Source organism: Pseudoduganella aquatica (assembly GCF_009857595.1).
Classification (GTDB): domain Bacteria; phylum Pseudomonadota; class Gammaproteobacteria; order Burkholderiales; family Burkholderiaceae_D; genus Rugamonas; species Rugamonas aquatica_A.
Genome location: NZ_WWCU01000044.1, coordinates 1 through 20,012, shown reverse-complemented (window position 1 = coordinate 20,012; position 20,012 = coordinate 1). Strand labels below are relative to the sequence as shown.

Here is a 20,012-nt window from a genome sequence, read left to right as displayed (position 1 = left end):
ACATGACCCAAGCTAACAATCTGGTAGAGCAGTACGGCCCGCGCGATGCGATGGAGTATGACGTCGTCATCGTCGGCGGCGGCCCGGCCGGCCTGTCGGCCGCCATCAAGATCAAGCAACTGGCGGCGGAGAAGAACCAGGAAGTGTCCGTGGTGGTGCTGGAAAAAGGCGGCGAGCTGGGCGCGCACATCCTGTCGGGCGCCGTGATGGACCCGAAGGCGCTGACCGAACTGATCCCGAACTGGAAAGAACTGGGCGCGCCGCTGAATACCGAAGTCACCGAAGACCGCGTGCTGTTCCTGACCGAGAAGAAAGCCTACAAGACGCCCAATTTCGCGCTGCCGGCCTGCTTCGAAAACCATGGCAACTACGTCATCTCGCTGGGCAATGTGGTGCGCTGGCTGGGCCAGCAGGCCGAGGCGCTGGGCGTCGAAATCTTCCCCGGCTTCGCCGCCGCCGAAGTGCTGTACAACGACGACGGCTCCGTCAAAGGCATTGCCACCGGCAATATGGGCGTCAAGCGCGACGGCGAAGCCGGTCCGGACTTCCAGCTGGGCATGGAACTGCACGGCAAGTACACGCTGTTCGCCGAAGGCGCGCGCGGCCACCTGGGCAAGCAGCTGATGGCCAAGTACGACCTGAACAAGGGCAAGGATCCGCAGTCCTACGGCATCGGCATCAAGGAACTGTGGGAAATCGATCCGGCCAAGCACCAGCCCGGCCTGGTGATCCACACCACCGGCTGGCCGCTGGACAGCAAGACCTACGGCGGCTCCTTCCTGTACCACCTGGAAAACAACCAGGTCATGGTGGGCTATGTGGTCGGACTGGACTATGAGAATCCCTACCTGTCGCCGTACGAGGAATTCCAGCGCTACAAGACCCATCCGGCCATCCGCAGCTTCTTCGAAGGCGGCAAGCGCATTTCCTACGGCGCGCGCGCCATCACGGCCGGCGGCCTGCAATCGCTGCCCAAGCTGACTTTCCCGGGCGGCGCGCTGATCGGCTGCGACGCCGGCTTCCTGAACATGAGCCGCATCAAGGGTTCGCACGCCGCCATCAAGTCCGGCATGCTGGCCGCGCAAGCGGCCTTCGACGCCCTGGGCGCGGGCCGCCAGCACGACGAACTGGCCGCCTACCCTGCCGCCTTCGAGCAGTCCTGGCTGCATGAAGAGCTGCACGTGGCGCGCAATGTGAAGCCGTGGCTGAAAAAAGGCCTGTATCTGGGTTCGCTGATGACCGGCATCGACCAGCTCATCTTCCGCGGCAAGGCGCCGTGGACCTTGCACCATAGCCATGCCGACCATGAATGCCTGAAGCCGGCCGCGAACTTCCAGCCTATCGTCTACCCCAAGCCGGACGGCAAGCTGACCTTCGACCGCCTGTCCTCGGTGTTCATCTCGAACACCAACCACGCGGAAGACCAGCCGGTCCACCTGACGCTGAAGAACGCCAGCGTGCCGGTGGACGTGAACCTGGCCAAGTACGCCGGACCGGAGGCGCGCTACTGCCCGGCCGGGGTGTATGAATTCGTCAAGACCGACGAAGGCCAGGACCGCCTGCAGATCAATGCGCAGAACTGCGTGCACTGCAAGACCTGCGATATCAAGGATCCGACCCAGAATATCGTCTGGATCACGCCGGAAGGCGGCGGCGGTCCGAACTATCCGAATATGTAAAATAAACAACAGCGCAGCGCCCCAGGGACTGCGCTGTTGTGCTTTTAGGAACATAATCAGGGGCGGTCAGCTGTCCGATCATAGGAAAAACAAATAATTTTCACAAATTTCTCAAAAGCATTTAATGCCCGGGCTGAAACGGTCGTCTTGTACTTGGGAGAGCGCAAACAAAGCAACGCTGCTCTAGAATCGAACCCACCTATCAGGAGTTATTCATGCTGAGTCTTCACACTAACAACGCGGCGCTGTCCGCTCAAAACTCGATCACCCGTACGCAGAACAGCCTGTCGACGTCGATGACTCGCCTGAGCACCGGCTACCGCATCAACTCGGCAATGGATGACGCTGCTGGCCTGCAGATCGCCACCCGTCTGAAAGCGCAAACGAGCGGTATGGCTGTTGCAATGCGCAACACCCAGAATTCGATCTCGATGATGCAGACCGCCGAAGGCGCGCTGGACGAGACCACCAACATTCTGGTTCGTATGAAGGATCTGGCCACCCAGTCGGCCGACGGCTCCTCCACCGACGACGACCGCACCGCGATGCAGTCCGAGTACGACGCACTGACCATGGAACTGAGCAACATCCTGTCGAACACCTCGTTCGGCGGCACCACCCTGCTGAGCACCAAGGCCGACTCGAAATTCAACGCCAAAGTGACCTTCCAGATCGGTTCGTCCAAAGGCGAAACGATGGACGTCGACCTGACCGCTGCCGGCGACAACTCGCTGACCCAGATGCACGCAGACATCGTCGCCGCCGCCGCCAACTACAAGTCCGACGGCACCGCTACCGCCACCGCCGGCAGCGAAGTTGCTACCGCAACCGCCGCCAACACCAACATCGACACGCTGAAAACCGCGATCGACTCCGTGGCAAAAACCCGTTCCGCCCTGGGTGCTGCTTCGAACCGTCTGGACCACGTGTACAACAACCTGTCGAACGTATCGACCAACACCAAAAACGCAAGCGGCCGTATCATGGACGTGGACTTCGCTTCCGAATCCGCGGCAATGACCTCGAACCAGATGCTGCTGCAAGCTGGTACCGCAATGCTGAAACAAAGCAACAGCCAGTCCTCGCTGGTTCTGTCCCTGCTGCAATAATAGCAAGGGCTTCCAGGGCGCTGACGCGCTCGGGAGTACAAGAGCCAACCGGACTTCCGGTTGGCTTTTTTCGTTTAAGCGCAAGATAAGATTGCTTTATGGCAATAGACCGACTTACACCGATCAGCTCCTCGCTCAACATCCCCGAGCGGGTGATGCGCGAACAGCCTGGCCAGGCCCCGCCTATCCCGCCGGTGGCCCATGTGCCCGGCGAGGAAGCCAGCTTCTCGCTGCCGCCCGGCCTGTCCCAGGCGCTGAACGGCGTGGCCGACGCGCAGGAGGCGGTACTGGTCCAGCAGGGCCTGAAGTCGCTCGCCAATGCGGCGCAGGCGCAGGCGGCCAATATGGCCGAGCCGGCGGCGCTGCGCCCCGATCAATTGCAAATGTCGCGCCAGCTGGTCTGGCAGCAGCCGGACGCCACCACCATGGCCATGTCCTGGGCCATCATGGTACGCACCTACGGCGAACAACGCGCCGCGCTGATGGAGCAGGCGCGCGGGCGCCATCTGCCGTCCGGCCTGTTCATGGCCGAGCAGGGCCAGTCGGCCATGCGCGACGGCCGCGCCGCGCCCATGATGCTGAGCGAAATGGAGTCGTGGCGTTTCGCCGTCTACGCCTGGGGCGCCGAGAAACTGGTGCTGCGCGTGGTCTCGCGCGACCCTGGCCAGCCAGACGAGCCCCGCCGCCGCCGCGCGCGCGTGGCGATACGGCTGGAACTGTTTATTGAAGGCATGGGCAAGGTGCTGGTGCAGATGGAGCCGGCCGGCGACGGCGTGGTGCTCGAGATCGGCGCCAACCAGAACGCCACCATGCAGTTCATGCGCGACATGCTGCCGGAACTGGCCGCCATCGTCAGCCGCAACGGCCTGGCGCTGGTGCGCTGCCACCTGATGCGCGAACTGGCGCCGGTGCGCGAAGAATACAACAACCCCACCCGGGTGCAGACCGCCATGCTGACCCAGTCCATCTTCAAGGCCATGGCCGAAACGGCCGTGCTGCTATCGCAGCCGCCGCAGCCCAAAGACCTGTTCTCCGAATCGGCCTGAGGCACCGGGACCGCAGCTAGCGTTGCTTGTCCGGCGAGCCGAAAACGCTGGCGGCCGCCGCCCCGTCAAGCAACAGGTCCATCCAGCCCTGCAACTGGGCGGCGTTGCCATCTTCAACCTTTGCCAGCACGGCCTCCGGCACGGCGTCTCCGCCGCGTCTGAGCATAGAGAGCACCGCCAGCCTCAAGCCGGCGCGCTGGCCCTGCTCTATTCCCTGCTCTATTCCCTGCTCTATTCCCTGCTCTATTCCCTGCTTAATGCCTATCTGAATGCCCTTCTGGATGGCATCATATTCCCACATTTCTTCAAATGTTCCGAATCTCTGGTCATGCATAATTTGCACCTCCTCCGGCGTGTAGCGCAGCGGTACTTTCAAATGAGCAAATCTGCCGCGCAATGTAAGCACTATCCAGCGTGAGACCGTGCGGCGCAATGATTGGTTCCCCTGCTCCTCAAGCCAATGTGCAATACACGCCAGCACAGGCCCAAGGTTTCTGCCGCACTCAAGGGCGAACAAGGCCGCCACCACGCTGCCGTCAGCGCCAGCATGTCGCGCCCAAAATGACTGATCGATCAAGAGATAGCGCTGCGCAAGCTGTACCTCCTCCAGGCCAGGCGGCGGCGTCTCAAACATATCGGCCAACTCTACGCTGCCGGGCCAGTGCTCCTCCCCGCTATAGAGCACCAATGGCAGTATTGCCGGCAGCAAGCCATGCCGCAGCGACGCGCTTTGCTTGAGCAACTCTTGGCAGAGCAAGCCGGCATACACATGCATGCGCAGCGCCATCCAGCGATCCGGCGTGGATTGGAATTCGAGCAAGACGTAGAGCACCCGGGCACCCGGCTCCAAGTGAACGCGCCAGACCATGTCGCCATGCCGCTGACGGCCGGCGTCCGTGGTATAGCTTGCGCTGATGCGTTGGCAGTCTGCCGGCGGCTGAAGCAATAGGCCGGGCAACACCAAGGCCAGCAGTTCCCGCACAAGCTCCGGATGCGCGAACAGCTGTTTGTAGCCGGTGTCGTGGTCCGCTCTCATGAGCGCAGTGTAATGCGGGCGGCGCGGCGGACGCGGCCCCATGCACGCAAGGTTTGCGCGCGCGCAAAGGCAGGCGCTTAGCCCACCGTGCCGATAATGCTCACTTCGCGGTTTTCCGGCACTTCATTGTAGGACAGCACACTCAGGCCGGGCGCGAACAGGCGGGCGTAGCGCGCCAGCAGCGGACGGATCTGCGGCAGCACCAGCAGCAGCGGCGGCGTGGCCTGCTGCTTCATCTGCTCGCGCGCCACCGGCATATTGACCTGCAGCTGGGCCAGCAGATGCGGGTCGATCGGGTAGTTGTCCAGCACCACCTTGCCGCTCTGGCGCGCCTGGTTCAGGGAACCCAGCAGCATATTTTCCAGCTCGCCGCCCAGGTTGAAAGCCAGCATCTCCGACTTCTGCCCGAACAGGCCGGTGACGATCTGGCGCCGCAGCGCGCAGCGCACCTCGGCCGCCAGCAGGATGGGGTCCTTGGTGGTTTCCGAGCTGTCGAGCAAGGTGGTGGCGATCGGCACGATGTCCTTCAGCGACACATTTTCAGCCAGCAGCACGCGGAACACGCGCAGCAGCTGGGTGTGCGTGAGCGCCTTGTCCAGCGAAGCGGCCAGCTTGGGCGAGAGCGCCGTCAGCCGCTCCAGGATGGCGGGCACGTCCTCGTGGCGGAACAGCTCGGGCAGGTATTCGCGTATCAGCTTGGACACATGGGTGGCGATGGCGCTCGGCGCCTCCACCACCTGGTAGCCCAAGCCCAGCGCATTGGCCTTCTCGCTGCTCTCGATCCAGATCACCGGCATGCCGTAGGCCGGCTCCACGCCCGGGATGCCGTCCAGCTTGCCGTACACGGTGGGCGAAGGAATCGCCATCAGCCGGTCAGGGAACACTTCGGCCTGCGCCACCACGCTGCCGCTGAGCACCACCGCGTACTGCGAGGGTTTCAGGCCCAGGTCGTCGCGCACCGCCACCGGCGGCAGCACCATGCCCATCGATTCGGACAGGCTTTGCCGCACGCCGCGCACGCGCTTGGTCAGCGGTTCGCCGTGCGCCTTGTCTATCAGGCTCACCAGCTTGTAGCCCAGGGTCAGCTGCAGCGGCTGCACCGCCGGCAGGTTCTGCCATTCCAGCTCGGGCACCTTCTCTTCGCGCAGCGCGGCCTCGATGGCCTGCAGCGCGCTGGTGTCCGGTGCGGACACGCGCTTGCTCAGGCGCCAGGATACATAGCCCAGCACCGCCGCGAAGGTCATGAACATCAGCCACGGCATGCCCGGCACCACGGCCAGGATGGCCATCAAGCCGGCCGCGCCGCCGATCACGCTTGGCGACGTCAGCAGCTGCTGCTTGACGGTGTCTTCGAAGTCGCCCGAATCGCTGATGCGGGTGACCAGGATGGCCGAGGCGGCCGACAGCAGCAGCGCCGGGATCTGCGCCACCAGGCCGTCGCCGATGGTCAGCAGCGCGTACTGGCGGAAGGCGTCGCCGAAGGACATGTTCTGCATCAGCGAGCCGATGGCCACGCCGCCGACCATATTGATGATCAGGATCAGGATGGAGGCCACCGCGTCGCCGCGCACGAACTTGGAGGCGCCGTCCATGGCGCCGTAGAAGTCGGCCTCCATGGCCACGTCGCGGCGGCGCGCCTGGGCTTTTTCCTGGTTGATCAGGCCGGCGTTCAGGTCGGCGTCGATCGCCATCTGCTTGCCCGGCAAGGCGTCCAGCGTGAAGCGCGCCGACACCTCGGAGATCCGCTCGGCGCCCTTGGTCACCACGATGAAGTTGATGATCATCAGGATCACGAACACCACCAGGCCGACCACGAAATTGCCGCCGATAACCACATTGCCGAAGGCCTCGATCACCCGGCCGGCCGCGCCCGTGCCTTCATGGCCCTTGAGCAGCACCACCCGGGTCGACGCCACGTTCAGCGTCAGCCGCATCAGGGTGGTGGCCAGGATCACCGTCGGGAACACCGAGAAGTCCAGCGGCCGCTTGGCCGACACGCTGACCAGGATCACGATCAGCGCCAGCACGATGTTGAACGTGAACAGCACGTCCAGCAGCACCGGCGGCAGCGGCAGGATGATCATCCCGAGGATGGCCATCACGAACAGCGGAGTGGCGAACTTGTGGCGGCGCAGTTCTGCGACGATACGGTTCAGGAAATTCATTACGGTATTACCTCACTCATGGAAGATGGCACGGCGACATCGGTCGGCAGGCCGGGCTCGGCATTGCGGCGCCCGGCGCGGAAAGCTTTCAGCTGCAGCACATAGTTCAGCACCTGCGATACGGCCTGGTAGAGCTGCACCGGGATCTGCTGGTTGACCTGGCTGGTATTGTAAATGGCGCGCGCCAGCGGCGGCAGGGGCAGCACCTCGATCTGGTGTTCCTGCGCGATCTGGCGGATATACAGCGCCATCTCGTCCACGCCCTTGGCCAGCACATAAGGCGCTTCGGCGCGCTGCTCGTCGTACTTGAGCGCCACCGCGTAGTGCTCGGGGTTGACGATCACCACGTCGGCGTTCGGCACGGTCTTGCGCGCGGCGCGCTGGGCCAGCGCGCGCTGCAGCTGGCGCACGCGCTGGCGCACTTCCGGCCGGCCCTCGCTGCTTTTGTATTCTTCCTTCAGGTCCTGCTTGCTCATGCGCTGGTTCTTGGCGTAGAAGAAAGCCTGGGCCGGCACGTCGACCAGGGCGAACAGGATGAACACCGACACCAGCGCCATCAGGCCGTCCAGCATCAGCGCCGAGCCGCTCAGCAGCGCCTCGTTGAGCGGCATGCCCTGCAGCCGCGTGTAGTCCTGCACGCTGGTGCTGCCCACGTGCACCAGCACCCAGATCAGCACGCCGGACTTGGCCAGCGACAGGGCGAACTCGAAGGCGTGCTTGCCGCCGAACAGCCGGCCCAGGTTGGCCACCGGGTTGAAGCGCTCCAGCTTGGGCTCCCAGTGTTTGCTGGAAAACACCCAGCCGCCCGGGAACAGGCCGCCCAGCACGATGGCCAGCGGCACCACGAACAGCGGCAGCAGCATCTTGATCAGCAGCGCCATCGACGAGCTGAAGACGATGGACAGGGTGTTGTCCAGCGAACCCTGGCTGTCGAACTCGGCGAAACTGAGGTGGAACAGCTCGCGGAAATCGCTCAGGTAGGACGGCAGCAGCCAGATGAAGAGCTTGAGCGTGACCAGGATGCCGAGCGCGGTGGCCAGGTCGCGCGAGCGCACCACCTGCCCCTCCTCGCGGGACTTCTTCAGCTTCTGCTGTGAAGCCTTTTCTGACTTGTCGCCGGTGCTGTTCTCAGCCATGGGCCACCTGCATCTGCTGCCGTATCATTTCCAGCACCCGCCCGGTCATGCGGACATAGTGCTCGGGGATGAAGCGCACCACCTGGCCCAGCATCAGCAGGCCGAAAATGGTGATCACAGAAAAGCCCAGCGCGAACAGGTTCAGCGAGGGCGCCACCCGGTTCAGGAAGCCGAAGCCGACCTGCACCACCATGGTGGAGAAGACGATGGGCACGGCCAGCAGCATGGCGGCGGCGAAGATCCAGGCCACGTTCCAGGCCACAGTCTGCAGCAGCAGCGGGCTGTAGCCGCCGCCCAGCGGCCAGGCCTGGAAGCTGCCGCCGATCACGCCGGCGATGACGAGGTGGCCGTCGATGGCGAAAAACACAATAATCACCAGCATGGACAGCAGCGCCGACACCACGTCCGAGGACTGGCCGTTGACGGGGTCGTTCATCACCGCCATGGAGAAACCGATCTGGCTCGACACCAGGTAGCCCAGCACCATCATCACCGACACGCTGAAATGGAAGGCCAGGCCCAGCACCCCGCCGATCACGGCCTGCTCCAGCGTGGCCGCCACGCCCTGGACTGAAATGGGGTCGATCGCCAGCGCGTTGCCGGTCAGCGGCAGCATCAGGATGGACAGCACCAGCGCGGTCAGCACGCGCACCGTCACCGGCACCATGGCGTCGCCCAGCACCGGCGCCGCGCTCAGCATGGCCAGCACGCGCACGAAAGGCCACCACCAGGCATTGAGCAGCGGCAGCAACTGGGCCAGTAGGGATTCCATGGCCGCTCCGCCCTACCCTACCAGTGTGGCGGCGCGGGTGAAGATGGACACGCAATAGTCCATCAGGTAGCCGGCCATCCAGCGCCCGGCCAGTATCAGCGCCAGCAGCGTGACCATCAGGCGCGGCAGGAAGCTCAGGGTTTGTTCATTGATCTGGGTGGCGGCCTGCACCAGCGCCACCAGCAGGCCCATGATCAGGCCCGGCACCACCAGCACCAGCACCAGCACCATCACGACGTGCAGCGCCTCGACCACCAGGTCGACCGCGATATCGGGGGTCAGCATAGGTCGGCCCCCATCGCTAATAGGCCTGGATGCTCGTGACGAGCGTGTTGACGGTCAGGGTCCAGCCGTCCACCAGCACGAACAGCAGCAGCTTGAACGGCAGTGAAATGACCAGCGGCGACAGCATCATCATACCCATGGCCATCAACACCGAGGACACCACCAGGTCGATGATGAGGAAAGGGATGAACAGCAGGCAGCCGATCTGGAAGGCGGTCTTCAGCTCCGACAGCACAAAGGCGGCCAGCTTGACGGTAAAGGCGTGGTCGGCCGGCTTGGCCACATTGTCCTCGCCCGCCAGGTGGGCGATCTGCTTGAGCGCGGCCTTGCTGGTCTGGGCCAGCATGAAACGCGAAATCGGCTGCTCGGCGATCTTCAGCGCCTCCTGCAGGCCGATCTTGTCCTGGTCGTAGGGCACGAAGGCGTCCTTCCACACCTGGTCGCCGATCGGGCGCATCACCAGCAAGGTCAGGATCAGGGCCACGCCCGTCACCACGCGGTTGGGCAAGCCCTGCTGCAGGCCCAGGGCCTGGCGCAGCAGCGACAGCACGATCACGAAGCGGGTGAAGCTGGTCATCATCATGACCAGGATGGGCAGCAAGCCCAGCAAGGTCATGATGATCAGGATCTGGGTCTTGACCGTCAGTTCCGTGTTCGCCCCCGGCACCACATTGGCCAGCAGGTCGACCGCGTGCGCGGGGGCGCTCGCCAGCACGCAGGCGGCAAGCGCACCTGCCGCAGCGCAGGCGCGGCGCGCAGCCAGCGTCATGGCGCCATCATGTCGAGATTCAGGCCGTCCAGGTCGATTACCTTCAAACCATAGTTTTCGCCCGCCACCACCACTTCGGCGCGGCCGATGGCGGTGCCGTTGACCTTGATGACCAGCGGCTCGCCGGCCAGCACGTCCAGTTCCACCACGCTGTCCGGGCCGATCGCCATCAGGTCCTGCAGCGAAATGCGGGCCGAGCCCACCTCCAGCGTCAGCGTGACGGGGATCTTGCGCATCATCTGCGGCAGGTCGCGGCGGCCGCCGCCGCTGCGGGGCTGGGCCACGTCGGCCAGATCGTTGCTGACCTGGTCGATAATCATTTCTTCCGACAGGTCTTCGAGCAGCGCATCGCTGGTGCTGTTTGCGTTGATGTTCATCATGGAGTTAGTCGACGTCTTCAAAAGAGGTTAAACAGAGCTTGCCCTTGTGCTCGCTCACAGCGGCCGTGAACAGGCGCGAATCGTCCAGCAGCACTTCGGCGCGGTGCATGCTGATCGGGATCACGTCGCCGATGCGCAAGTCGAACAGGTTGCCCAGTTCCATTTCCTTGCTGACCAGGCGGCCCTGCAGGCCCACCTGCAGGCGCGCGCCCAGCGGCGCCTGGTTGCGCGCGGCGCGGCGCGCGGTGTCGCGCTCGGGCTGCAGGCCGCGCAGCACGCTGGCCATCAGATTCTTGTCGAGCGCGAACAGGAAGCGCCCGGTGAGCGGCTCCGGGCTGGCGCTGTCGGGATCGCTGACCGTGACGGCGATCACCCAGCCGCCCTTGGACGGCAGGCCGCCGCCGACCGGCTTGAAACCCTGGTCGCCGGCCTCGGCCTGCTCCGCCGCACCGGCCGCCGCGGGATTGGAGGCCGGCAAGTTCGATTCGATGCGCGCCGCCAGCGTGCCCGCCAGCTGCAGGCCCAGCACCACGGCCAGGCGCTCCTCGGTAGCGGTCACCTTCACCGCCGTCTCGTCGGCGGCGGCATTGCTCTTGGCGCGGCCGTAGCGGTAGTTCAGCACCGCCAGCAGCACCTTGCGCTCCAGCGAGAAGGCGATCTGCCCGGCCGGCGCCGAGAAATTGGCCCAGCGCAGCGCGATCTCCTCGCCGTCCAGGCGGGCAAAGGCCACGCTGTCGACCTGGAAGCTGCCCCAGTAGCGGCGGTTGACGTTGAGCCGCATGGCCTGCGCCAGGTCTTCCTTGAGCTGGGCGGCGAACGCCGGCAGCCGGTGCACAGGCCTGCCCAGCAGGCATGGGTCCAGAACTTGATGTTGCGCAGTCTGTTGTGTGATGGTCATTTCAGTGGTCTGGTCGGTACGCTATCGGTACGCTGGCGATACGCAGATTGTTGCACAACCGCATGCCATATCCTAGCTTAAATCGCAGGTGTTTAGCTAGGGCGTTGTACCCGCCGCAGCGGAGCCGGAGTTTACAGCAAAACCGACACTATTGCTACGCATCAATAAAACGTTTTCTCGCCTTGGGGCTTTACAGGAAAGTTGCTAACGGGTAAGCTTATTCGTAGCATGACGGTCTTGCAGCCGCAATGCAACAAAAAATGCCGCCGCCGCTCCCACTACCCGCTTAGTCTATGATTAAAAAGGAAATTCTGTCGTTTTCCCGCGCCACGCCGCAGTCCGCGCACGTCTTTTTTGTTGTTTCGCCGCACGTCGGCACACCGAACTAATTTCCAGCATGTATCATTCTCCTGAGTCCGCTTTTAGACGCGTCGCAACCGGGCATTGGCGCCGGGCACTGTCCGAATATGGCCGACATGGGGCTATGGTAGCCATGTGTAAGCAACGTTGCAATTAAGTGGAGGTAACATGGCTAATGAATTTGCCAGCCTGATTCAGGCGGATCTGGCTTCCCTGACGAACGCCGCCGCCGACCTGTCGGCCAGCAGCATCGCCCCTGCGGCCCAGTTCGGCGCGCTGCCGGGCGCGGCCGGCAACCACAGTTTCTCCTTCGCCCAGTCGATGCGCGACGCCGTCACCCGCGTCAACGCCGACGACCAGATGGCGGCCCAGAAAATGGCCGACGTCGACGCCGGCCGCAGCGACGACCTGGTGGGCGCCATGCTGTCCAGCCAGGAAGCCAGCCTGTCCTTCTCGATGCTGATGCAAGTGCGCAACAAGGTCATGGGCGCGGTCGACGAACTCATCAAACTGCCGCTGTGAGGCCGCGCTGCCGCGGCAGCGCAGTCCGGCGTCTTCCCGTTTCGAATAAAACCTTTCCAAGCGAAAGTCCACAGTGATCAACACCATCAAGTCCGCTTTTGGACGCTGGCGCTCCGGCGACGGCGCCGCGCCCGCCCTGCCGCCCGCCCTGCTGAAAAACCTCACGCCCATATTGCTGCTGGCGATAGGCGTGACCGCGCTGGTGCTGATGGTGCTGTGGAAAGACCAGTCGGCCTACAAGCCGGTGTTCGGCGCGCGCGAAAAAGTGGTGGCGGCCGACATGATGACGGTGCTCGACGGCGAGCACATCCCCTACCGCGTGCATCCGGACAGCGGCCAGGTGCTGGTGCCCGAGTCCATGCTGGGCAAGGTGCGCATGCTGCTGGCCTCGAAAGGCGTGACGGCCCAGCTGCCGGCCGGCCTGGAGCTGATGGACAAGAACGACCCGCTGGGCGTGTCGCAGTTCGTGCAGGACGTGCGCTTCCGGCGCGGCCTGGAAGGCGAACTGGCGCAGTCCATCATGACGCTGGACGCGATCGCCACGGCGCGCGTGCACCTGTCCATCGCCAAATCGACCTCCTTCGTCACCAGCGACGGCGACAAGTCGTCCGCCTCGGTGGTGATCGCCACCAAGCCGGGCCAGAAGCTGTCGCCGGAAACCATCGCCGCCGTGGTCAATATGGTGGCCGGCAGCGTGGCCAGCCTGAGCCCGGGCCGCGTCAGCCTGGTCGACCAGGCCGGCAACCTGCTGTCCTCGCACGTGGACCTGGCCGACGGCTTCGAGTCCTCGGCCGCCACCAATGAAAACGGCAAGCGCCTGCAGGACGACATCCGCAACAATATCCGCGGCCTGCTCGGCCCCATCGTCGGCGAAGACAATTTCCGCCTCAGCGTGACGGCCACCGTGAACAACGACAAGGTCGAGGAAACGGTGGAGAAATACGGCGAAACGCCCAAGGTGACCAGCGAAGCCATGCGCGAGGAGCAGGACCGCAACCGCCTGGTGATGGGCGTGCCCGGCACCCTGTCGAACCGCCCGCCGGCGGCCGACGCGGCCAAGGCCACCGATCCCAACCAGCAGCCCGACGGCTCGGCCAAGAAGAACGCCACCACCCGCCAGTACGCCTACGACCGCAGCATCGTGCAGACCAAGCATGCGCGCGGCACGCTGGAGAAGCAAAGCATCGCCGTGGTGCTGGCGCAGGCCGCCGCCCCCTTCCCGAAAACCGGCTGGACCGCGGCCGAACTGGCCAATATCGACAAGGTGCTGCGCAACGGCCTGGGCATCAACGCCGAGCGCGGCGACGCGCTGGTGGTCACCGCCATGAACTTCCCGCCCAAGGCCGCAGTCACCCCGTGGTGGCAGGAGCGCGACACCGTGGTCGACTTCAGCGCCTGGCTGACCTACGCGGTGGGCGCCCTGCTCGGCTATCTGCTGCTGCTGCGCCCCATCATGCGCCTGCTCACCGCGCGCTTCGCGCCGCCGGCGCCGGCCAATGTGGCGCTGCGCGGCAATGCCAGCGGCCGCTCCGGCGCCACCGCCGAAGCCACCGTGGTGGGCGGCCAGGCCGCCGGCGCGCCGGGCACCCAGCCCGCCCCGGGCGCGCCCGCGCTGGGCACGCCGGAAGCGCTGCAGGAGACCGGCGCCCAGACGCTGGAAGGCCAGCCGGTCGCCAAGCCGGGCATGCCGGTGGTGCCGCTGCTGGAAAACTACGATCTGCCGCCGACCGGTTCCTCGGTCGACGTGATGGTCGATCACCTGAAGATTCTGGCCGAAAAAGAGCCGGAACGCGTAGCCGAAGTCGTCAAACAATGGATGCAGAAAAATGGCCGATCTCAATAACGAACTGCCCGACGGTACGGGGCTGACCCCGGTTGAACAGGCCGCCATCGTGCTGCTGAGCATAGGCGAGGAGCCGGCCGCCGCCGTGCTGCGCTGCCTGTCGCGCGAGGAGCTGCTGGAGGTGACCCAGGTGATGTCGCGCATGAGCGGCATCAAGGTCGAAGCGGTGAAGACCGCCATGCAGTCCTTCTTCGACGACTACCGCGAGCAGTCCGGCGTGCACGGCGCCTCGCGCGCCTACCTGAAGCGCTCGCTGGACCTGGCGCTGGGCAACGATATCGCGAATACCGTGCTCAACAACATCTACGGCGACGAGCTGCGCCCGAAGATGGCGCGCCTGCAGTGGGCCTCGCCGAAATGGCTGGCGGAATATATTGCCAACGAGCATGTGCAGATGCAGGCCGTTTTCCTGGCCTTCCTGCCGCCGGCCCTGGCCGGCCAGATTATCGACGGACTGCCGCTGGAAGGCCGCGACCTGGTGCTGCTGAACCTGGCCCGCCTGGACGAGATCGACCGCGATCTGCTGCAGGAGCTCGACGAGCTGGTGGACCGCTGCCTGGGCAGCTTCGACAGCCAGAGCACCAGCGTGGAAGGCATACGCCAGACCGCCGAGATCCTCAACCGCCTGCCGGGCAACCGCGCCCAGATCGTGGAACTGCTGCGCGCGCACGACCCGGAAGTGGTGAACCAGATCGAGCTGTCGATGTACGACTTCCTGATCCTGTCGACCCAGACCGAGGCCACCTTGTCGCGCCTGATCGAGGAAGTGCCGCTGGAACAGTGGGCCATCGCGCTCAAGGGCGCCGAGCTGGCGATCCGCGACGCGGTGCTGAAAACCATGCCGAAACGCCAGGCCCAGGCCTTCGAGGACATGATGCGCCGCGCCGGCCCCGTGCCGATGTCGCGCATCGAACAGACGCGCCAGGAAATCATGGCCACCGTCAAGGCGCTGGCCGACGCCGGCGAAGTCGAAGTGCAGCTGTTCGCCGAAACGGTGGTTGAATGATGAAGCAATTCCGCCCCTACCGCTTCCCGCCCCTGTCGCAGTTCGCCCCGCCGCCCAGCCGCGGCAGCGGCAGCGCCGGCCTGAGCACCGACAGCGCCCAGTGGCAGGCCTCGGTCAGCGAAGGCTTTGAACAGGGCCAGCGCGACGGCTACGAGATCGGCCTGCAGCGCGGCCAGGAGGACGGCTTCGAGGCCGGCCGCAACGCCGGCTTCGAGCAGGGCCGCGAGGAAGGCCGCAACGAGACCCTGGTCGGCTTCGACACCATGGCCCGTCCCGTGGAGTCCATGCTCAAGGGCCTGAAAAAACTGCGCGCCGACTACCGCGCGGCCCAGCGCAAGGAGGTGGTGGACCTGGTGGCCAAGGTGGCGCGCTCGGTGATCCGCGCCGAGCTGGCGCTGCAGCCGGTGCAGATCATGGCCCTGGTCGACGAGACCCTGGCCTCGATGCCGCCCACCCGCGAGGACATCGACGTCTACCTGAATCCGGAAGAACTGAAACGCATCGCCGATCTCGACCCCAAGCGCACCAAGCGCTGGAACCTGATTCCGGACGCCCGCCTCGACATCGGCGAGTGCCGCATCCGCGCCGGCGACAATGAAGTTGATGCCGGATGCCATCAACGTCTTGCCGCTGTCATGGAACAGGTCGATAATCAACTCCAGGCCGCCGACGGCGGCGACGAGTCCGAAAGCGAAGAATGATAGCCGATGCCTTGCGCAAGCTGGAGCTGGACGCTGTCCCCATGGCCACCCCGACCGGGCGGCTGGTGGGGGCGTCCGGCCTGCTGCTGGAAGCCATGGGTTGCCCCATGCACACAGGCCAGCGTTGCCAAATTGAAACCGTCAGCGGCGAATGGCTGGATGCGCAAGTGGTCGGTTTCCGCGACAAGCTGTCCTTCCTGATGCCGTTCAAAAAGGCCGTGGGCCTGACCACCGGCGCGCGCGTGATGCCGTCGGCGGAAAAAGTCAGCCTGACCATCGGTCCCGGCTGGCTGGGCCGCATGGTCAACGGCCTGGGCGAACCCATCGACGGGCTGGGCAAGCTGGGCGGCGATTTTCCGCTCGACTACACCCCGCCCCGCATCCACCCGCTGCGCAAGAAGCCGGTGACCGAACCGCTGGACGTGGGCGTGCGCGCCATCAACGCCATGCTGACCCTGGGCAAGGGCCAGCGCGTCGGCCTGATGGCCGGCTCCGGCGTGGGCAAGTCCGTGCTGCTGGGCATGCTCACGCGCCAGACCGTGGCCGACGTGGTGGTGGTGGGCCTGATCGGCGAGCGTTCGCGCGAGGTGCGCGAATTCGTCGAGATGTCGCTCGGCCCCGAGGGCCTGCGCAAGGCCGTGCTGGTGATCGCCCCGGCCGACGAATCGCCGCTGATGCGCATCATGGCCACCGAACTGTGCCATTCGATAGCGGCGCACTACCGCGACCAGGGCAAGAATGTGCTGCTGCTGGTGGACTCGCTGACGCGCTACGCCATGGCGCTGCGCGAGCAGGCGCTGGCGCTGGGCGAGCCGCCCGCCACCAAGGGCTATCCGCCGTCGGTATTCTCGGCGCTGCCGCAGCTGGTGGAGTCGGCCGGCAACGGCGAAAACCCGAACGGCAGCATGAGCGCCATCTACACCGTGCTGGCCGAGGGCGACGACCAGCAGGACCCGGTGGTCGACACCGCGCGCGCCATCCTGGACGGCCACATCGTGCTCACGCGCGAGCTGGCCGAGCGCGGCCACTATCCCGCCATCAACATCGCCGCCTCCATCAGCCGCTGCATGAACCAGGTGATCAGCAACGAGCACATGCTGGCCGCGCGCGCGCTGAAGGCGTCGATGGCGCGCCATGACCGGGTGCGGGACCTGATCCCGCTGGGCGCCTACGTGCCCGGCGCCGACCCGGTGACCGACAAGGCGGTCAATCTGCACCCTCATGTTGAAGACTACCTGTGCCAGGGCACCAAGGAAGCGGCGCCCTACGCGGCATGCGTGTCCACTCTGGAAAGGCTGATGGCATGACCCAGTCCCCGAAAAACCCGTCCCACATGATACGCAACCTGTCCACCCTGGTGGACCTGCGCACCACCGAGGTCGAGCGCCTGCGCTCGGAGATGGCGGCCAAGGAAAGCGTGCGCGACCGCTACCAGAAAAATCTGGACCGGCTCACCGGCCTGTACCAGAACAGCGGCGCCAGCGGCAAGCTGCCGATGGCGCTGGCCTCCAACTGCGGCGACTACAAGCAGGCCGTCATGCAGATGGCCGACAGCCACCGCCTCGACCTGAATATGCACGAGGCCGACATGGCCGTGTCGCAGCGCGCCCTCAACGCGGCCTATGTCAAGCGCGAGGTGCTGGACCAGGTGCTGCAGAAGAAGCAGCAGGCCGCCGTGCACCATGAACGCGCCCAGGAACGCAAACAGCATGACGAACTGGCAACGCAATTGTGGTTGCGCAGTCAAAAACCCGGCTAATCCACAAAAATTTCATAGGGAAACATTTTCGGTCGCCTTCTAGCACTGTACACTTCCCTCTCATTCTCCGGAGCACACATCATGGCAACCACCGTCCCAGGCAGCAGTAGCCCAGACTACCCGGCTTATATGGCCACGCAGCTGGCGACCCGCTATACGGAAGCCTCGCAGACCCTGCTCGACACCAAGACCAAGGCCGCCGCCGACGGCGTCAGCGGCGTGAGCAAGCTGAGCTCGGCCATGAGCACCTTCAGCAGCGCCCTGCTGGCCCTGTCCGGCAAGAAAAGCGTGCTGGCCAACACCGCCTCCTTCAGCAGCGATATCGGCACCGCCACCGCCGGCTCGGCAGCGGCCGCCGGCACGTATAGCTTCTATGTCGAGCAGCTGGCCACGGCCGGCCAGGTGTCCTATGGCGGCATCACCGACACGGTCGCCGCCGGCAGCGGCAGCCTGAACGTGGTGCTGGCCGACGGCACCAATTTCAACGTCAACCTGGTCAACGCCGACAAGAACCTGGACGGCACGCTGACGGCGCAGGAGGTGGCCACCGCCATCAACCTGGCGGCCGACAACGACTCCACCGTCACCGCCTCCACCCTGACCGTCAACGGCGCCACCACCCTGGTGCTGACCTCGAACGCCACCGGCAAGGACAATGCTGCCTCCATCGACGCCAGCGGCGTGACCAACCTGGCGCTGAAAGGCATGCTGGAAGACACCAGCAAGCAGACCCAGATCGTCACCGCGCAGAACGCCGTGGTGTGGCTGGGCGCGCCGGACGGCAACCCGCTCAGCCAGAACCGCATCGAGCAGGCGTCCAACACCTTTGCCGTGGTCAACGATGTGAAGATGACCTTCACCAAGGCCCAGACCGGCGGCGTGCCCGCCACCCTGACCGTGGCGACCGACAACGCCGGCACCAAGAGCAATGTGCAGTCCTTCGTCGACGCCTACAATGCGCTGAACAAGGTGCTGGACGAGCTGACCTTTGTCGGCGACACCCCGAACAAGAAGCCGCCCGGCCCCTTCGCCAACGACGCCGGCCTGAAGGCGCTGCGCAGCCGCATGCAGGACATGCTGCGCAAGAGCACCGACGGCGTAAGCCTGCCGGTGTTCGGCATCACCGCCCAGCGCGACGGCAGCCTGGCCGTCAAAGCCGACCGCCTGGCCACGGCCATCGCCGCCAACCCGGCGGCGCTGGACAAGATCTTCGGCACCAGCAGCCTGAACAACACGTCCGCGCTGCTGGGCGGCCTGGACAAGCTGATGAGCACCTGGACCAACAGCGTCGACGGCCACATCGGCGAACGCCGCCAGACCAACGACCGCCTGCAGCGCACCCTGAGCGACCGCCAGGACGCGCTGGACAACCTGTTCAACAACTCCTACAAGCGCTATCTGCAGCAGTTCACCGCCTTGCAGTCGCTGCAAAACCAGATGTCCCAGAACACCGGCCTGTTCTCCGCCCTGTTCGCCGACAAATCGAGCTCCTAACCGGGCGCCGCGCCCACACCAGAGAATATGATGAACCAGGAAGCCTATAGCAGTTACCACTCCGTTAATCTGGACGCCCAGACCGCGCGCGCCTCGCCGATCGAGCTGGTGCTGGTGCTGACCGACGGCTTGCTGGAGGAACTGGCGCGCGCGCGCGGCCACGTGGTGGGCAAGCGCTACGAGCTGAAGGCCGCCAGCCTGAACAAGTGCACCGAGATTATCAACGGCCTGTCCAGTTCGCTCGACTACGACCAGGGCGGCGAAGTGGTGGCCAACCTGGGCCGACTGTACGACTACTGCGTGGCCCGGCTGTACCGCGCCGGCGTGGATATGGACCCGGCCATCGTGGACGAGGTGACCGGCCTGCTGACCACCATCAAGCAGGGCTGGCTCGGAGTGCAGGCCAAGAATGGATAGGCAACAAACATTGCTGCAGATGGCGCAAAAAATGAGCGCCGCCACCGCTTCCTCGGACTGGAATGCGCTGGCGGCGATTAATACGTTAATGGCCGCCTCGCTGCCGGCCATGGCCGCGCAAGGCCCGTGGAGCCCGGCCGAGCGCGCCGCGCTGGCGGCGCTGCGCCAGCTGCACCGGCAAGCCGAGCACTGCGCCGGCCTGGCCAGCGCCGAGCTGGCGGCCAAATTGAGCGAAATGCAAGCGAACAAGGAAGGCTGGATGGCCTACGCCATGACCAGCGGGCACGAGCCCAGCGAAGCAACACGCAGCGAAGCTGCGGTCACCGGAACCACTGCATGACTATGATCTCCAACGGCGCCCCTGGCGCCCCCACCCCCGCCCCGTCCCTGCTGGACACCGCAGTCCCGGCCGCAGGCGCGGGCGATGCCGCGCTGGCCTTGCTGGGCGCCGCCCTGCCAGGCGCCGCCGCCGTGGCGCTGCCGCTGTTTTCCCAGCTGCTGGGCGACGCCGAACCGGCCGCCGATGGCGGCGCGGCGGATGCCGGCGTCCCGGCTGCCGATGAAGGCGCGGACAGCGCCGCCGGCAGCGCCGGCCTGGACGCCATGAACGCCATGCTGGCCCTGGTCCTGCCGCC

General features: G+C 65.2%; 20 protein-coding genes and 1 pseudogene. 13 read left to right on the top strand and 8 right to left on the bottom strand.

Going from position 1 to position 20,012, the window contains the following annotated elements; genetic code table 11:
* Positions 1 to 2: 2 nt before the first annotated feature.
* The 3 genes from GTP77_RS25790 (at position 3) to GTP77_RS25780 (ending at position 3,834) form a co-directional block, all read left to right on the top strand.
* Complete coding sequence (locus GTP77_RS25790; protein WP_187358858.1) at positions 3 to 1,679, top strand: electron transfer flavoprotein-ubiquinone oxidoreductase; 1,677 nt, start codon at positions 3 to 5, stop codon at positions 1,677 to 1,679.
* 215 nt (positions 1,680 to 1,894) lie between these two features.
* Entirely contained in the window at positions 1,895 to 2,788 is an 894-nt protein-coding gene (locus GTP77_RS25785; RefSeq protein WP_161075021.1) for a flagellin N-terminal helical domain-containing protein, read from the top strand.
* 98 nt (positions 2,789 to 2,886) lie between these two features.
* On the top strand, positions 2,887 to 3,834 hold the full coding sequence (locus GTP77_RS25780; protein WP_187358857.1) for a hypothetical protein: 948 nt from the start codon (positions 2,887 to 2,889) through the stop codon (positions 3,832 to 3,834).
* A 16-nt stretch (positions 3,835 to 3,850) separates the two neighbouring features.
* Here GTP77_RS25780 and GTP77_RS25775 read toward each other — a convergent pair whose 3' ends face one another.
* The 8 genes from GTP77_RS25775 to GTP77_RS25740 form a co-directional block, all read right to left on the bottom strand.
* Entirely contained in the window at positions 3,851 to 4,870 is a 1,020-nt protein-coding gene (locus tag GTP77_RS25775) for an Rpn family recombination-promoting nuclease/putative transposase (protein ID WP_161075020.1), read from the bottom strand.
* Between the two features lie 77 nt (positions 4,871 to 4,947).
* Entirely contained in the window at positions 4,948 to 7,035 is a 2,088-nt protein-coding gene (locus tag GTP77_RS25770) for a flagellar biosynthesis protein FlhA (protein WP_161075019.1), read from the bottom strand.
* A complete protein-coding gene (locus GTP77_RS25765; RefSeq protein ID WP_161075018.1) occupies positions 7,035 to 8,171 on the bottom strand; it encodes an EscU/YscU/HrcU family type III secretion system export apparatus switch protein in 1,137 nt (378 codons plus the stop codon). Before GTP77_RS25765 ends, GTP77_RS25770 begins: the two co-directional genes overlap by 1 nt.
* On the bottom strand, positions 8,164 to 8,943 hold the full coding sequence (locus GTP77_RS25760) for a flagellar biosynthetic protein FliR (protein WP_161075017.1): 780 nt from the start codon (positions 8,941 to 8,943) through the stop codon (positions 8,164 to 8,166). Before GTP77_RS25760 ends, GTP77_RS25765 begins: the two co-directional genes overlap by 8 nt.
* A gap of 12 nt (positions 8,944 to 8,955) precedes the next feature.
* Complete coding sequence (locus GTP77_RS25755; RefSeq protein WP_161075016.1) at positions 8,956 to 9,228, bottom strand: flagellar biosynthetic protein FliQ; 273 nt, start codon at positions 9,226 to 9,228, stop codon at positions 8,956 to 8,958.
* 16 nt (positions 9,229 to 9,244) lie between these two features.
* Entirely contained in the window at positions 9,245 to 9,997 is a 753-nt protein-coding gene (fliP, locus tag GTP77_RS25750; RefSeq protein ID WP_161075015.1) for a flagellar type III secretion system pore protein FliP, read from the bottom strand.
* The gene (locus tag GTP77_RS25745; RefSeq protein ID WP_161075014.1) at positions 9,994 to 10,377 is read right to left on the bottom strand and encodes a FliM/FliN family flagellar motor switch protein; all 384 of its coding nucleotides are present in this window, start codon (positions 10,375 to 10,377) and stop codon (positions 9,994 to 9,996) included. Before GTP77_RS25745 ends, fliP begins: the two co-directional genes overlap by 4 nt.
* A 4-nt stretch (positions 10,378 to 10,381) precedes the next feature.
* Positions 10,382 to 11,275, bottom strand: a complete 894-nt coding sequence (locus GTP77_RS25740) for a FliM/FliN family flagellar motor switch protein (protein WP_187358856.1) — start codon at positions 11,273 to 11,275, stop codon at positions 10,382 to 10,384.
* Between the two features lie 528 nt (positions 11,276 to 11,803).
* Between GTP77_RS25740 and fliE the strand changes: the two genes are divergently transcribed.
* From fliE to GTP77_RS25690, 10 genes and pseudogenes are all read left to right on the top strand, one after another.
* A complete protein-coding gene (gene fliE, locus GTP77_RS25735) occupies positions 11,804 to 12,157 on the top strand; it encodes a flagellar hook-basal body complex protein FliE (RefSeq protein WP_161075013.1) in 354 nt (117 codons plus the stop codon).
* A gap of 73 nt (positions 12,158 to 12,230) precedes the next feature.
* Positions 12,231 to 14,000: a flagellar basal-body MS-ring/collar protein FliF gene (gene fliF, locus GTP77_RS25730; protein WP_161075012.1), complete on the top strand. Its 1,770-nt coding sequence runs from the start codon at positions 12,231 to 12,233 to the stop codon at positions 13,998 to 14,000.
* On the top strand, positions 13,984 to 15,006 hold the full coding sequence (locus GTP77_RS25725) for a flagellar motor switch protein FliG (protein WP_161075011.1): 1,023 nt from the start codon (positions 13,984 to 13,986) through the stop codon (positions 15,004 to 15,006). Before fliF ends, GTP77_RS25725 begins: the two co-directional genes overlap by 17 nt.
* A complete protein-coding gene (fliH, locus tag GTP77_RS25720; protein WP_161075045.1) occupies positions 15,006 to 15,707 on the top strand; it encodes a flagellar assembly protein FliH in 702 nt (233 codons plus the stop codon). The genes GTP77_RS25725 and fliH overlap by 1 nt, the downstream gene beginning before the upstream one ends.
* Positions 15,704 to 17,014: a flagellar protein export ATPase FliI gene (fliI, locus tag GTP77_RS25715; protein WP_161075010.1), complete on the top strand. Its 1,311-nt coding sequence runs from the start codon at positions 15,704 to 15,706 to the stop codon at positions 17,012 to 17,014. Before fliH ends, fliI begins: the two co-directional genes overlap by 4 nt.
* Positions 17,011 to 17,466 (top strand): flagellar export protein FliJ, encoded by a 456-nt coding sequence (gene fliJ / locus GTP77_RS25710; protein ID WP_161075009.1) that lies wholly within the window; start codon positions 17,011 to 17,013, stop codon positions 17,464 to 17,466. The genes fliI and fliJ overlap by 4 nt, the downstream gene beginning before the upstream one ends.
* Positions 17,467 to 17,547: 81 nt before the next feature.
* Positions 17,548 to 18,960 (top strand): flagellar filament capping protein FliD, encoded by a 1,413-nt coding sequence (gene fliD, locus GTP77_RS25705; protein WP_161075008.1) that lies wholly within the window; start codon positions 17,548 to 17,550, stop codon positions 18,958 to 18,960.
* Between the two features lie 27 nt (positions 18,961 to 18,987).
* On the top strand, positions 18,988 to 19,377 hold the full coding sequence (fliS, locus tag GTP77_RS25700; RefSeq protein WP_161075007.1) for a flagellar export chaperone FliS: 390 nt from the start codon (positions 18,988 to 18,990) through the stop codon (positions 19,375 to 19,377).
* A 31-nt stretch (positions 19,378 to 19,408) separates the two neighbouring features.
* The gene (locus GTP77_RS25695) at positions 19,409 to 19,717 is read left to right on the top strand and encodes a hypothetical protein (protein WP_187358855.1); all 309 of its coding nucleotides are present in this window, start codon (positions 19,409 to 19,411) and stop codon (positions 19,715 to 19,717) included.
* Positions 19,714 to 20,012: pseudogene (locus GTP77_RS25690) on the top strand (hypothetical protein); the annotation flags it as partial. The gene GTP77_RS25695 and the pseudogene GTP77_RS25690, both read left to right, overlap by 4 nt.

Excerpts from the sequence above, each read along its gene's own strand:
- GTP77_RS25745 (WP_161075014.1), bottom strand. The coding sequence starts at position 10,377 with ATGATGAACATCAACGCAAACAGCACCAGCGATGCGCTGCTCGAAGAC.
- fliP (WP_161075015.1), bottom strand. The coding sequence starts at position 9,997 with ATGACGCTGGCTGCGCGCCGCGCCTGCGCTGCGGCAGGTGCGCTTGCC.
- GTP77_RS25770 (WP_161075019.1), bottom strand. The coding sequence starts at position 7,035 with ATGAATTTCCTGAACCGTATCGTCGCAGAACTGCGCCGCCACAAGTTC.
- GTP77_RS25740 (WP_187358856.1), bottom strand. The coding sequence starts at position 11,275 with ATGACCATCACACAACAGACTGCGCAACATCAAGTTCTGGACCCATGC.
- GTP77_RS25725 (WP_161075011.1), top strand. The coding sequence starts at position 13,984 with ATGGCCGATCTCAATAACGAACTGCCCGACGGTACGGGGCTGACCCCG.
- GTP77_RS25755 (WP_161075016.1), bottom strand. The coding sequence starts at position 9,228 with ATGCTGACCCCCGATATCGCGGTCGACCTGGTGGTCGAGGCGCTGCAC.
- fliE (WP_161075013.1), top strand. The coding sequence starts at position 11,804 with ATGGCTAATGAATTTGCCAGCCTGATTCAGGCGGATCTGGCTTCCCTG.
- GTP77_RS25765 (WP_161075018.1), bottom strand. The coding sequence starts at position 8,171 with ATGGCTGAGAACAGCACCGGCGACAAGTCAGAAAAGGCTTCACAGCAG.
- fliH (WP_161075045.1), top strand. The coding sequence starts at position 15,006 with ATGAAGCAATTCCGCCCCTACCGCTTCCCGCCCCTGTCGCAGTTCGCC.
- GTP77_RS25785 (WP_161075021.1), top strand. The coding sequence starts at position 1,895 with ATGCTGAGTCTTCACACTAACAACGCGGCGCTGTCCGCTCAAAACTCG.
- GTP77_RS25790 (WP_187358858.1), top strand. The coding sequence starts at position 3 with ATGACCCAAGCTAACAATCTGGTAGAGCAGTACGGCCCGCGCGATGCG.
- fliD (WP_161075008.1), top strand. The coding sequence starts at position 17,548 with ATGGCAACCACCGTCCCAGGCAGCAGTAGCCCAGACTACCCGGCTTAT.
- GTP77_RS25695 (WP_187358855.1), top strand. The coding sequence starts at position 19,409 with ATGAGCGCCGCCACCGCTTCCTCGGACTGGAATGCGCTGGCGGCGATT.
- GTP77_RS25780 (WP_187358857.1), top strand. The coding sequence starts at position 2,887 with ATGGCAATAGACCGACTTACACCGATCAGCTCCTCGCTCAACATCCCC.
- fliI (WP_161075010.1), top strand. The coding sequence starts at position 15,704 with ATGATAGCCGATGCCTTGCGCAAGCTGGAGCTGGACGCTGTCCCCATG.
- fliS (WP_161075007.1), top strand. The coding sequence starts at position 18,988 with ATGATGAACCAGGAAGCCTATAGCAGTTACCACTCCGTTAATCTGGAC.
- fliJ (WP_161075009.1), top strand. The coding sequence starts at position 17,011 with ATGACCCAGTCCCCGAAAAACCCGTCCCACATGATACGCAACCTGTCC.
- GTP77_RS25760 (WP_161075017.1), bottom strand. The coding sequence starts at position 8,943 with ATGGAATCCCTACTGGCCCAGTTGCTGCCGCTGCTCAATGCCTGGTGG.
- GTP77_RS25775 (WP_161075020.1), bottom strand. The coding sequence starts at position 4,870 with ATGAGAGCGGACCACGACACCGGCTACAAACAGCTGTTCGCGCATCCG.